Source organism: Vagococcus elongatus (assembly GCF_003987645.1).
Lineage (GTDB): Bacteria > Bacillota > Bacilli > Lactobacillales > Vagococcaceae > Vagococcus_A > Vagococcus_A elongatus.
Genome location: NZ_NGKA01000002.1, coordinates 220,012 through 232,248, shown reverse-complemented (window position 1 = coordinate 232,248; position 12,237 = coordinate 220,012). Strand labels below are relative to the sequence as shown.

General features: G+C 39.8%; 13 protein-coding genes. 7 read left to right on the top strand and 6 right to left on the bottom strand.

Going from position 1 to position 12,237, the window contains the following annotated elements; translation table 11 throughout:
* Both bglX and apf read left to right on the top strand, forming a co-directional pair.
* Positions 1–2,223, top strand: coding sequence for a beta-glucosidase BglX (bglX, locus tag CBF29_RS02455; protein WP_126806928.1), 2,223 nt, complete (start codon positions 1–3; stop codon positions 2,221–2,223).
* A gap of 530 nt (positions 2,224–2,753) precedes the next feature.
* Entirely contained in the window at positions 2,754–3,329 is a 576-nt protein-coding gene (apf, locus tag CBF29_RS02450; protein ID WP_126806926.1) for an aggregation-promoting factor, read from the top strand.
* 78 nt (positions 3,330–3,407) lie between these two features.
* Here apf and CBF29_RS02445 read toward each other — a convergent pair whose 3' ends face one another.
* Positions 3,408–3,686 carry a GIY-YIG nuclease family protein gene (locus CBF29_RS02445; RefSeq protein ID WP_126806925.1) on the bottom strand — a complete coding sequence of 93 codons (279 nt, stop codon included), beginning with the start codon at positions 3,684–3,686 and terminating at the stop codon, positions 3,408–3,410.
* Positions 3,676–4,410: a tRNA1(Val) (adenine(37)-N6)-methyltransferase gene (locus CBF29_RS02440; RefSeq protein ID WP_126807096.1), complete on the bottom strand. Its 735-nt coding sequence runs from the start codon at positions 4,408–4,410 to the stop codon at positions 3,676–3,678. Before CBF29_RS02440 ends, CBF29_RS02445 begins: the two co-directional genes overlap by 11 nt.
* Before the next feature lie 146 nt (positions 4,411–4,556).
* Here CBF29_RS02440 and CBF29_RS02435 point away from each other — a divergent pair, with 146 nt between their 5' ends.
* On the top strand, positions 4,557–5,174 hold the full coding sequence (locus CBF29_RS02435; protein ID WP_126806924.1) for a lysophospholipid acyltransferase family protein: 618 nt from the start codon (positions 4,557–4,559) through the stop codon (positions 5,172–5,174).
* A gap of 76 nt (positions 5,175–5,250) precedes the next feature.
* Here CBF29_RS02435 and CBF29_RS02430 read toward each other — a convergent pair whose 3' ends face one another.
* The 4 genes from CBF29_RS02430 to rpsT all read right to left on the bottom strand — a co-directional run bounded on the left by CBF29_RS02430 (position 5,251) and on the right by rpsT (position 8,090).
* The gene (locus CBF29_RS02430) at positions 5,251–5,790 is read right to left on the bottom strand and encodes an HAD-IIIA family hydrolase (RefSeq protein WP_126806923.1); all 540 of its coding nucleotides are present in this window, start codon (positions 5,788–5,790) and stop codon (positions 5,251–5,253) included.
* Between the two features lie 142 nt (positions 5,791–5,932).
* Positions 5,933–6,529 carry a TVP38/TMEM64 family protein gene (locus CBF29_RS02425; protein ID WP_126806922.1) on the bottom strand — a complete coding sequence of 199 codons (597 nt, stop codon included), beginning with the start codon at positions 6,527–6,529 and terminating at the stop codon, positions 5,933–5,935.
* A 159-nt stretch (positions 6,530–6,688) separates the two neighbouring features.
* Positions 6,689–7,534 (bottom strand): polysaccharide deacetylase family protein, encoded by an 846-nt coding sequence (locus CBF29_RS02420; protein WP_245987235.1) that lies wholly within the window; start codon positions 7,532–7,534, stop codon positions 6,689–6,691.
* Positions 7,535–7,823: 289 nt separating this feature from the next.
* A complete protein-coding gene (gene rpsT, locus CBF29_RS02415) occupies positions 7,824–8,090 on the bottom strand; it encodes a 30S ribosomal protein S20 (protein WP_126806920.1) in 267 nt (88 codons plus the stop codon).
* Positions 8,091–8,346: 256 nt separating this feature from the next.
* On the opposite strand from rpsT, the gene CBF29_RS02410 reads away from it, so the two are divergent.
* The 4 genes from CBF29_RS02410 to CBF29_RS02395 all read left to right on the top strand — a co-directional run bounded on the left by CBF29_RS02410 (position 8,347) and on the right by CBF29_RS02395 (position 12,127).
* Positions 8,347–9,381, top strand: coding sequence for an inorganic phosphate transporter (locus tag CBF29_RS02410; RefSeq protein ID WP_126807094.1), 1,035 nt, complete (start codon positions 8,347–8,349; stop codon positions 9,379–9,381).
* Between the two features lie 27 nt (positions 9,382–9,408).
* A complete protein-coding gene (locus CBF29_RS02405; protein ID WP_126806918.1) occupies positions 9,409–10,032 on the top strand; it encodes a DUF47 domain-containing protein in 624 nt (207 codons plus the stop codon).
* A 334-nt stretch (positions 10,033–10,366) separates the two neighbouring features.
* The gene (locus CBF29_RS02400) at positions 10,367–11,398 is read left to right on the top strand and encodes a branched-chain amino acid aminotransferase (RefSeq protein ID WP_126806916.1); all 1,032 of its coding nucleotides are present in this window, start codon (positions 10,367–10,369) and stop codon (positions 11,396–11,398) included.
* Positions 11,399–11,587: 189 nt separating this feature from the next.
* Positions 11,588–12,127: a DUF924 family protein gene (locus CBF29_RS02395; protein WP_126806913.1), complete on the top strand. Its 540-nt coding sequence runs from the start codon at positions 11,588–11,590 to the stop codon at positions 12,125–12,127.
* Positions 12,128–12,237: the final 110 nt, after the last annotated feature.

The window sequence follows — 12,237 nt, the reverse complement described above, 5'->3', positions numbered from 1 at the left end:
ATGCAGGAATCCAAACTTTTTGAATTATTACATTCCTTATCATGGGCAGAAAAGGTGGGGCAGCTAGTTCAATTGTCAGGGGATTTTTTCCATGGGGAAGAATTGTCCACTGGACCGAAACAAAAATTGGGAATTACTGAGGAAACTGTCAAATTGACAGGTTCTGTGCTTAATATTACGGGTTCAGAAACTACTAGGCGCGTTCAGGAACAATACTTAGCTAATAGCCGACACAAAATCCCATTATTATTCATGGCTGATATTATCTACGGTTACCGTACGGTGTTTCCGATCCCGCTTGGATTAGGTGCAACGTGGCATCCGGAGTTGATACGTGAGGCATTTGAAGTTTCTGCTGAAGAGTCTCGTTCTGCTGGTGCTCACGTTACCTTTGCTCCAATGATTGATTTAGTCCGGGATGCCAGATGGGGACGCTGTTTGGAGTCCACTGGGGAAGATCCTCTTTTGAATGCTGACTTTGCAACAGCGATGGTCAAAGGTCTTCAGAAAGAAAAAGACGGCGTAATGGAAGGTATTGCTTCATGCGTAAAACATTTTGCTGCTTATGGTGCTGCAGAAGGCGGACGAGAGTATAATACAGTTGATATGAGCGAGCGGCGGTTAAGGCAAGATTATTTGAGTGGTTACAAAGCCGCTGTTGATGCGGGATGCAAGCTTGTGATGACTTCATTTAATACTTATGATGGTGTGCCTGTCACGGGCAATGAGTTTTTGTTAAAACATTTGTTGAGAGAAGAGTGGGGCTTTGATGGTGTCATTATTTCGGATTATGCGGCGGTTCGAGAATTGATTGACCATGGAATAGCTAAAGATGAAAAAGAAGCAACACAGCTTGCTATGCAGGCAACCAATGACATAGATATGAAAACCGGTTGTTACGCTAATCAGCTGGAACCATTACTCAAAGAAGGAAAAATCGATCCGGAATTAGTTAATGATGCGGTGTGGCGTGTGCTGAAATTAAAAAATGATTTGGGATTATTTGAAGATCCATACCGTGGCGCAACACCTGCCCTTGAAGAACAAACCCTGCTGACGCCTGAAAACAGAGCATTGGCTCGTCAAGTAGCTTCGGAAGCCATTGTTTTACTAAAAAATGAAGAAGAACTTCTTCCATTAGTGCCTAACAAAGATAAAATACTATTAGTAGGTCCATACGGTGACAAACAGGATATCATGGGGCTTTGGGCGGTCCATGGCAAGGCCTCTGATGTTGTTTCCATAAAGGCAGCCATGGAAAAAATCTTATCGCCGGATAAATTTTCCTTTGAAAATGGTTGTGATTTGCTAGATGATTACCAATTTCTTGGTGAATTTGGGGCGACAAAAGAACAAATTGCTTCTGTCGGTATGACATCAGAACAGCGAATCAAGGCATTAGATGACGCACTGTCTGCGGGTAAAGAAGCGGATGTCATTATTTTTGCCATGGGAGAGCATACCATGCAGAGTGGTGAAGCAGGCAGTCGAACGGATATTACCTTGCCGGAGATTCAAAAAGAATTTATCAGACAGATGATTGCATTAGATAAGAAGACGGTTTTGGTTTCCTTTAGCGGCCGACCATTAGTCTATACTGAAGAAGTCAAACAGATGGATGCTATTTTACAAGTGTGGTTCCCGGGATTAGAAGGGGGCAATGCGATTGTAGATATTTTATATGGGAAAACAAATCCTTCGGGTCGTTTAAGTATGTCTTTCCCCCATTCCGTCGGGCAAATGCCACTGTACTACAATGAATTTAAAACTGGGCGTCCTTTAAACAGCACGACTCATAGAGGCAGATTCATCTCAAAGTATCTCGATAGTCCAAATGAGGCTCTTTTTCCCTTTGGATACGGACTTAGCTACAGCAATGTTCAGTATAGTAACTTAGTGCTGAATGAAAAACAAATGACGGATCAGCTGACTATCAGCGTTGATATAAAGAATGAATCAGAGCGGACATGTCTAGAGACAGTTCAATTGTATGTTCAGGATGTGGTTGGTTCTGTTGTTCGTCCAGTCAAGGAATTGAAAAAATATAAAAAAGTTCAATTAGCGGCAAATGAGAAAAAGACTATTCACTTTACCTTGTGTAGAGAAGATTTATATTTTTATCAGCAAGATATGACTTTTGATGCTGAACCTGGTGAGTTTATCGTGTTCGTAGGGAAAAACTCTCAAGACACATTAAATGAAAGTTTTGAATTGCTCGAATAATAGCAGAAAAACAACTCTGTTTCCAACTAATTGATAAGACTGAAAGAACTGAAAAGTGGGTATCCGCTTTTCAGTTCTTTCTTTTTTGTTGAAATCACAGCATTTCCAATCATTTTTCTGAGAAAATGTAAGTAAAGATTGTAATACTTCGTAATAAATAGGTCAAAAAACAGTTTATTTATCTTAAAAGCACAGTTGCTTAATAAAACAAAGTAAATTTTCAACAGGATAACACCTATAACGTGTTATTCTTTTTTTGTTAAAAATGCACTTTAAAGTTTTTGCTAATTTTAAAAACGTGAGGCATAAAGTGTTGATATGACGGTGCTAACTATTAATAAGTATGTTTCATGCTCGTTTTTTAACAAATATTTATTATTTTATTTTAAGGTTATCTATTACAAATCGTCATATTTAGAGCGGAACTGTTATAGTTTAAATAAAATTGTGTAATATTACTATGTTTTAATAGGTGACGTGCTAAAGAGATGGCACGGAATAAACTTTAGGAATCAAAGGAGAAATATTTTATGAAATTAACAAAATTATTTTTAGGACTAAGCGTTGCCGGTGTATCGTTATTCTTTTTAGGAGCTAACTCAGTAAGTGCAGCCGAAGTTTCCCATACTGTTCAAAGCGGAGAAACACTGTCCAGTATCTCAGAAAAATATTATGGAGATGCGTCTCACTATATAACTATTGCTAATGAAAATAAACTTTCAGATGTTAACTATATTGTGACAGGACAAATCTTGACATTCGACACGGATAATAAAGAAGTTGACACTGCACTTCAAAACGCAGCTGTTGCTTATGCACCAGTGGCAGAACAAGCTGCTCCGGCGGCACCAGCAGCACCCGCAGCTGAAGCAAGCTATACAGGTAATGCTTCTTCTGCAAAAGAATGGATTGCCATGAGAGAATCTGGCGGCAGTTACTCAGCTACAAACGGACGCTACATTGGTCGTTACCAATTAGATAGTTCTTATTTAAATGGTGATTACTCTGAAAGCAATCAGGAAAGAGTGGCAGACAGTTACGTTGCTGGCCGATATGGTTCATGGGAAAATGCACAACAATTTTGGTTAGCTAACGGCTGGTACTAAAATTTGCAACAACCAAAAAACAAATGAAAAACATCCCCAAACACTGACAAGCAGATTTGGGGATGTTTTTTCTCTCATTTAAATTTCGTCTGATTGATGTTTGCGGAGATAGGCTTCTTTTTGTGAGCGTGTGAGTTGCTTGAAGGCATATTCAGCTTTGGTTGCATCGCTTCTGGTGTCAAAACTTTCCAGATGTATCATTTTTGCAGGTCGTCTACTTGGCGGGCGGGTATATTTAGCGCCTGAGCCGCTGTTATGTTCCTTCAGTCTGCGTGAGGCATCAGTCGTGTATCCACCATAGAAAGTTTTATCTGCACACTGAAGCACGTAAAAGTAATGCTTGGGCTTATTTTCCATAAAGCATCTCTGCGACTTCCGGTAAATACTGATTATCTTCATTGTATACATAGAGTGGAGGCAAAATTTTAAGCCCGCCAGATTTGCCGTTGCGAATGCCTTCGATTAGCAAAACGTTGGCTTCTTTGTGTTTTTTAGGATAAATGAACTGCAGTCGTTTAGGCGTGAGCAAATGTTTGTCCATGAGCTGCAAAATTTCCACCAGTCTTTCAGGACGGTGTACCATGCTGAATTTACCGTTCATTTTTAACAACCCCGCTGACATCGCAATGACTTCTTCTAAATTCGTGTGAAGTTCATGTCGGGCGATAGCCAAATGGGGGTTAGGATTTTTTGTGTTAGTAGGCAGTTCCTTGAAATATGGAGGATTACAGACGACCAAGTCCACACTGTCTTTTGGAATGTAGCGTGTGGTTTCTTTTAAGTCTATGGCTAACATATCCATCTGCTCTTCTAAATCGTTTAGCTGAATACTTCTTTTAGCCATATCTGCCAAGCGTTCTTGCAACTCTACACCGATGATTTTCCCGTTAGTTTTTTGGCTGATAAACAATCCTACGGCACCATTTCCGGCACATAAATCGACAATCACTCCTTTTTTTGGTACCTTAGCAAAGTGAGCTAATAACACAGCGTCAAGAGAAAAAGAGAAGACCTCAGGACTTTGGATGATCTGTACTCCTTTAGATACTAATTGGTCGACACGTTCATTGGAATAAATGATGGGTTTCATTTTTTTCTCTCCCTCGTCATAATCGAGTTACATTATAGCATGAAAGTTGCTGATTTTTTAAAAGTTTATTCGAAAAAATGGCTAACTATGGTAAAATCTAAAGGGACTTCTATATGAGAACGAAGGAGCGGGTAAAAATGTTTTTTAGATTTATGCGTCAAGTGGCGAAAATCATTGTCTTTATAATCAATGGTCGTGCGTCTTATGAACAAAAAGAAAAATTGCCTGAAGGTAACTATATATTGGTTGGTCCTCACCGCACATGGTGGGACCCGATTTATTTTGCTTTAGCCGCATCGCCAAAAGAATTTTGTTTTATGGCAAAGGCGGAATTGTTTAAAAATCCGATTCTTCGCTGGATTTTAGTTCACGCCCATGCTTTTCCTGTGGATCGGGACAAACCAGGACCAAGCGTCATTAAGACACCTGTAAAAAATCTGCGAGGCAGCGAATTAAGTTTGATTATGTTTCCTAGCGGGACACGTCACTCTGAAGAATTAAAAGGCGGGGCGGCGTTGATTGCCAAAATGGCAAAAGTTCCCATCGTACCCGCAGTCTACCAAGGGCCTTTGACTTTGGGCGGTTTGTTTAAAAGGAAAAAAGTAACTGTTCGATTCGGGGATCCGATTGATATTTCTGATATTGGAAAACTAAATCAAGGGGCAATTGAGGTAGTAGAAGAAAGAATGCGTTCTGCCTTTAATCAACTTGATGAAGAAATTAATCCGGATTTTAAAAATGAACTAAGTTCTTAAGAGAGTTAAAACCCTAGCCACTCAAATCAGTAGAAACCAAAATAATTTAAAACTATCCTTCTTGACAGTGGAATCGTCAGGAAGGATAGTTTGTGTGGTTTAGTTCCTCAATAATTTCTACGGCCTTCATCAAATTTTCAGCTATATAAGTCGGCTGCAGTTGGGCACTATATAATTGTTCAATAGTGAAATCCTTACTCTTGCCAGTTGTGACTAATAAGCTGTCTATCCCTGCGTGATGGGCAAAGGCAATATCTGTCTCGAGGGAATCCCCGATCATAAGACATTTTTCAGGCATCAAGTGATGTTTTTTTCGAGCTTGTTCAAATAATCCTGTGCTAGGTTTGTGACACCGGCAGCGTTCTAATTTATGATGAGGACAAATCAAGACATCGTTGATGCCTATCGTATAAAGTTCGTTTACAAAATTGCTTTGGTTGATTTCAGGGGTATAAAATTTCGGTTGATTAGTTAATACAATAATATCAAGAGCCATTTTTCGCAACTTGGGGATGGCTGTCAAAGCTTCCGGGTAATAAATGAATTCTTTTCCGGTACGGGTTTTAAACATTTCCCCTAACGTGCCATCTCGGCTGATTAAGATTGTTTCTATCATGTGCACCCTCCAACGTTACGACATCTATTTTATTGTATCAGTGAACGTTTAAGAAAGAAAGGAACAAGCTGGTTTTGCCGTTTTTATATCTAGGAACAAATAAAAAACCGTCAGCCTATGACGGTTTTTGTCATCTATTGAATTATCCCAGCAATCCTGCCAGTAAGTTTCCGCCATGTACCAGTGCCATACTGTACATGAAGATAGAAAGAGGTTTGCCAAGCAAAATAATCATGGTAAACTTTTTCAAAGAGATCTTAGTCAGACCAGCCATTAAGCACAAGGCATCATCAGGGGCCATAGGCAAAAAGATAGCAGCTGAAAAGAATTTGTCAAATCGTCCCTGATTATCCAGCCAATGCAAATATTTATTATAAGTTTTGTCGCTGATCAGACTTAGGACAAATGGTTTCCCATAAGCTCGGCCTAAAAGGAAAATAATAACCGAACCGATGACAATTCCAACATAGTTATAGATAAAACCCATCAGCGGGCCGAAAATCAATACCCCAGCAGCCGTACTGATTCCGCCGGGAATAATGGGAATCACGACTTGAACAATCTGGATAAGGATAAAAATCAGCGGGCCGATAAAAGTAGAGGTGCCGACAAGGCTCTGGAGAGCATTCATGTCATTGAACACACCTAGCTGGAAAAAATAAATAGTCAAAAGAATGGAAACAATGAGTCCACTCATTGAGATAAAGTTAATGATTTTTCTTGAAGTTGCAACGTTCATGACATTCAGCTCCTCCGCAATATTCTTTGGATAAGGTAGGTTAAGTTTTTGTTTCTATATTGAATATAACTTAAATCAAAAATTTTTGCATCATACTATAGGCCTATTTTTAAAATATGGAGAAATTTTAAAAAAATTTTACTTCTATTCTAACAACTGCTAGTGATAAAGGAGATAATCTTCAATGAATTTTCCAAAGGAAGCTCCATCCAGACCGGGGGAAACAGGGATTCTTTTGAGTGCATACAAGCCGTCAGAAGCTCTGGCTAAGCCGGCTTCCATGGTGAGGGCCAGTGTATATCCGGCTTCTTGGGCAGCTTCGATAGAGTCTGCGTTATATTTGCCGTTTGGATAGCTGAGAAGCATCGTTTTTTGATTCAGTGTTTGATCCAGCCGTTTTTTTGATTCGGAAAGTTCCGCCAGCTGGTCTGTAAAAGCCATCGTATCCAAATCGAACTGGTGGACGGTATGACTTCCGATGCTGACGTAGCCACTGTTGACCATTTCTTTCATATCATGCTCATTGCAGTAAGTATTAGTTTCAAGTTTGTCTTGGACAACATTGATAGAGGCTTTTAATTCCAAGTCTTTCAAAATAGGAAAGCCCTCCTGATAATTATCCAGCGAACCCCCATCAAAAGTGAGCCAAATTATTTTTTCAGCTGGTTTTATCTTTCGGCTCAGCACAATTTTTGCTTCTTCTGGACTGAGAGTGTAATAATCATTTTCTTTCAGCCAGTTCATGTGGGCTTCAAACTCTGCGGGAGGTATTTTTAAAAGAGAGCCATCACTTTCGGCAATGCTATGATACCTTAAAATTGGGAAAGAGATTTCTGCTTCAGAAGATATCCAATGAGTGGTGTCTATCTGCGTTTGCTTTTTATTTTTCGTTTTTTGTTTACTGCCACTGACAACTTTATCCGTGGTCTCTGTAGGCGGTTCGACTAATGTAGCTTTTTTTTCATCTGAATGAATTAAAACGGCAGCAAGAATTATGAGTTCCACCAACAAAATGGCAAGGAGCCCTAGAAGTACTTTTCTTTTGATAAAAATTCTCCTCCTTTTTTAAACCCATACTTGCATAATATCACGGAAAGAGAAAATTCACAATTCGATTTGTGAGCGTTTTCTCGGGTGAGAGGATTTGTTTTAGAAAAGTGCTGGTGTTTGGAAGGATTTAAAAATAAAGCCGACTGAAAGTCGTGATTGGGGGGGTATACATACGCTAAGCGAATATTTTTTGCTGATAAGTGATGAAAAAAAGCAAAAAAAAAGAGAAGTCATCCTTCTCTTACTACTTATTAGTTGCAGTCATCATTTTAGCATGCAGACGTGATTTGTCACGGGCAGCTTTATTTTTATGGATCAAACCTTTTGATTCAGCCATATCAATAGCTTTGTTAGCTGTTTTTTGTAAATCAGCTACATTGTCAGCGCCTGTTTCAATAGCTTTTTCAAAGTTTTTGATAGCAGTACGCATTGAAGCTTTTTGACTAGAATTCAAAGTATTCGTTTTTTCAGTCGTACGAACGCGTTTGATAGCAGATTCAATATTTGGCATGTATGTCACCTCCGTTAACGTGGCTTTGAATGTATGATACCAGATACAATTCAACATTCTTCATTATACATAATGGGATTTTAATTTGCAATAAATTTGTGATCAAAAGTCATCTTTGGGTTGAAATACTTTTTAAAAGTATCTGCAGATAAAAGCGTTTTTTTCTCGCAAAAAAATAGATACCAAGACTGATATTTATGATATGATAGGAAAGAAGTGATTAATTTTATATGGGTGGGTGGAATGATTGGAAAGTATCGATTTTTCGGCTGGGACAGTCAACGTGGCATTGATCGTTACGATAATTCTTGTTATCGGCGTGATATTTGTCAATGGGTGGACGGATGCTCCCAACGCAATCGCGACAGCTATTTCGACTAGAGTCTTAAAGCCAAAAACTGCAATTAGACTGGCAGTCGTGATGAATTTCTTAGGCGCCTTGGTGATGACGTTGTTCAACGCGGAAGTAGCCGAAACGATTAGTAATATAGTGACATTTGGTGATGATCATACAAAAGCACAGGTTGCCTTGGCTGCCTCACTGTTTGCCATTGTCACGTGGGCAACAGCAGCTTGGTATTTTGGGATACCGACTAGTGAGAGTCATGCACTGATTGCAGGCTTGACCGGGGCGGCGATGGCATTGTCTGGTTTAAACGCTGTAAATATGAATGAATGGTCAAAGGTACTTGTTGGTTTGGTGTTTTCAACGCTGGCAGGTTTTTTTGGCGGGTATTTCGTTGTGAAAATGCTGGCAATACTTTTCAGAAGTGTGGACCGCAGAAAAGCCAATAAGTTTTTCTCCAACGGGCAGGCTTTTGGTGCTGCCGCGAATGCCTTTTTACACGGCGCGCAAGACGGTCAGAAATTTATGGGTGTCTTCATGCTAGGTCTGTCATATAATGGCTTTGTGCAAGGGACCGGCGGCGGATTTATCATTCCGATTGAAGTCATGGCTATTTGTTCTTTAATCATGGGATTTGGAACATCAGTTGGGGGCATGCGGATTATTAAATCGGTAGGAATGGACATGGCAAAATTGGAAACACATCAAGGGTTTTCTGCTGATTTAAGTACGGCGATCGTACTGCTCGTATGCTCTCTTGGCGGGATTCCTGTTTCGACAACGCACACCAAAACGACTGCCATCATGGGTGTCGGTGCTGCGAGAAGAGTGTCCAGTGTGAACTGGTCCATTGTAAAAGAAATGGTGTTAGCCTGGATATTGACGTTCCCGGGATGCGGTTTAATTGCTTATTTGATGGCAAAATTTTTCTTGATGATTTTTTAAAAAAGGTAACTATTTAGGAGGATTTCAATGGCTAGAAAAAAAGAGTTTGATTATTTTGCGGCATTGACACAGCTGGCTTCAAAAGGGGAGACTGCTGCTAAGATTTTGTTTGAAATGGTAGAAAATTATGATATTAAAACAGTGCCTGAAAAGGTAGAAAAGGTTCATCAATTAGAAAATGAAGCGGACGATATCGCCCATGAAATTTTGGACGAGTTGAACCGTTCATTCATTACTCCTATTGACCGGGAAGATATTGTTTCTGCAACAGAAACATTGGACGATGTGCTAGATGGTATCAATTCATTAATGTACTTGTTTGATACTTATGTCATCGAAGAGTTGCGTCCGAAAACAGAAAAAATTGCCGGTTATATTGTTGAAGCGACAGAAGGAGTAACTGTAGCAACAAAAGAATTTGCCAAATTTAAAAATTCCAAAACTTTGGGAAGCATGATTAGCCAGATCAATCATATTGAAGAAAAAACAGATGACTTGTATCGGGCCTTGTTAAAGGAATTATTCATCAATGAGCCGGACACACGGTTGGTAATCAAATGGAAAGCTATCTACGAAGGGTTTGAAGCAGTTATCAACTCCACAGAAATAGCGGCAGATAATTTGCAGGGCTTAGTCATCAAGAATACCTAGTGCGTTTTCCTTTTGAGGAAATAGTGCTTCTGTTATGAAAAAACAATGATAAAACTCATTGACTTCTCATTATTTGTAAGGTAAGATTAGACCATCAAAAGGAGGAATGATGATATGTGCCAATCTGTAGTAACAAAATCAATCAAACAGACAATCATTCCCCGATGCGCTGATATCTTATTTATTATTATCTAAGTGAAGGATTCTATTCTTAGAGTCCTATTTTGCTTGAAATAAATGGGACGTCAAATGAAGCAATTTTATCTTTATAACGTCCTTTGACTAAAGTCAGGGCGTTTTTTTGTTAACAGAATGAAAGAAAAGAGGATGAATGATGGAACAAAAAAAACAGTTGGTTGATTTAGATTGGAATAATCTGGGCTTTTCTTACATAAAAACAGATTATCGCTACATTTCTTATTGGAAAAACGGGGCATGGGATGAAGGAAAGCTGACAAAGGATAACCAAGTTCATATCAGCGAAGGCTCAACAGCCCTTCATTATGGACAAACATGCTTTGAAGGATTAAAGGCTTACCGGACAAAGTCAGGAGACATCCAGCTTTTCCGTCCCGATAGAAACGCCAAACGGATGCAGGAAAGTTGTGAACGTCTGCTGATGCCTGTGGTTTCGGAAGAAAAATTTATTGACGCTGTCAAGCAAGCAGTCAAAGCCAATGAGCAATGGATTCCTCCTTATGGGACAGAAGGCAGCTTGTACATCCGCCCGTATATGATCGGCGTGGGAGATAATATCGGTGTTCAGCCCGCAGACGAATATATTTTTTCAGTTTTTGTCATGCCGGTAGGGGCTTATTTTAAAGGCGGATTGACGCCTACTAACTTTATAGTGTCTGAGTATGACCGGGCAGCCAGTTATGGGACGGGAGCGGTTAAAGTTGGCGGGAACTATGGCAGCAGTTTCTTGCCATGGGATAAAGCCCAAAAACGTCAATTCAGCGATTGTATCTATTTGGACCCTGCCACACATACTAAGATTGAAGAAGTGGGTTCGGCAAACTTTTTCGCAATCACAAAGGATGGGACGTTTGTCACCCCTGCTTCCCCTTCTATTTTGCCAAGTATTACCAAGTATTCTCTTCTTCATTTAGCGGAGCACTATTTGAATATGCCTGTGGTCGAGGGGGATGTTTACATCGACAGGCTGGATGACTATGCAGAGGCCGGAGCTTGCGGTACAGCAGCAGTCATCACACCTATTGGGGGAATACAATATAAAGATGATTTCCATGTGTTTTATTCAGAAACGGCAGTCGGTCCAGTAACGACAAAATTATATGATTTGCTGACGGGGATACAATTTGGAGATGTAGAAGGGCCTAAAGATTGGATCGTTAAAGTTTAAAAAAATCTGGTTTGACTGGTTTGGCAAGTGTTCTGAGCCTAGTTTTGTTAAGTCATGACTGACGGTTACTTTTGACTAAAAAATATGTTACTCTTTAATTAAAGACACAGAGTCCGCCATGTTGAAATGTTTTAAAGGAACTTTATTTTGAGATGGGTACTTGTGCGCTACATTCAAAGGAGTGATTATATGAGTTATCAAGACGTATTAAAATTCTGGTTTGAAGAGTCTCAACCTGAAGACTGGTTTACTAAAAATCCAGATTATGATGAACGGATCAGTCAAAGATTTAGTTCGCTGCATCAGCAGGCAGCGGCAGGGGAACTATGGCAGTGGAGAGAAACTATCCAAGGGCGTTTAGCAGAGATTATTTTGCTAGATCAGTTTTCACGAAATATGTTCCGCGGGGACCCTCGTTCATTCGCCTATGACAGCATGGCTCTCGTCCTTGCGCAAGAAGCTTTAAAAGATCCGGCGTTGGAGCAGCTTCCGGTTCAACAGAAAGCCTTTCTGTATATGCCGTTTATGCATTCTGAATCTTTGAAAATACACGATATAGCCATGGCTCTTTTTTCGGAAGAAGGATTGGAGCATAATCTGGAGTTTGAAATCAAACACCGTGAAATTATTGAGCGGTTTGGTCGTTACCCTCACAGAAATGAACTTCTGGGAAGACCCTCCACTTCGGAAGAACTAACATTTTTGACAGAGCCCGGCTCATCTTTTTGATAATTTTTAAGGAAAACCTCTCGGAAGACGGAGCAACTGCTCTGAAGTCCGAGAGGTTTTATTTCCTGCGTCATATCTTTTTATCCGGTATTATTCTCCTATTTAGCTTA

Excerpts from the sequence above, each read along its gene's own strand:
- CBF29_RS02430 (WP_126806923.1), bottom strand. The coding sequence starts at position 5,790 with ATGATAGAAACAATCTTAATCAGCCGAGATGGCACGTTAGGGGAAATG.
- CBF29_RS02395 (WP_126806913.1), top strand. The coding sequence starts at position 11,588 with ATGAGTTATCAAGACGTATTAAAATTCTGGTTTGAAGAGTCTCAACCT.
- apf (WP_126806926.1), top strand. The coding sequence starts at position 2,754 with ATGAAATTAACAAAATTATTTTTAGGACTAAGCGTTGCCGGTGTATCG.
- rpsT (WP_126806920.1), bottom strand. The coding sequence starts at position 8,090 with ATGCCAAATATTGAATCTGCTATCAAACGCGTTCGTACGACTGAAAAA.
- bglX (WP_126806928.1), top strand. The coding sequence starts at position 1 with ATGCAGGAATCCAAACTTTTTGAATTATTACATTCCTTATCATGGGCA.
- CBF29_RS02405 (WP_126806918.1), top strand. The coding sequence starts at position 9,409 with ATGGCTAGAAAAAAAGAGTTTGATTATTTTGCGGCATTGACACAGCTG.
- CBF29_RS02400 (WP_126806916.1), top strand. The coding sequence starts at position 10,367 with ATGGAACAAAAAAAACAGTTGGTTGATTTAGATTGGAATAATCTGGGC.
- CBF29_RS02425 (WP_126806922.1), bottom strand. The coding sequence starts at position 6,529 with ATGAACGTTGCAACTTCAAGAAAAATCATTAACTTTATCTCAATGAGT.
- CBF29_RS02445 (WP_126806925.1), bottom strand. The coding sequence starts at position 3,686 with ATGGAAAATAAGCCCAAGCATTACTTTTACGTGCTTCAGTGTGCAGAT.
- CBF29_RS02435 (WP_126806924.1), top strand. The coding sequence starts at position 4,557 with ATGTTTTTTAGATTTATGCGTCAAGTGGCGAAAATCATTGTCTTTATA.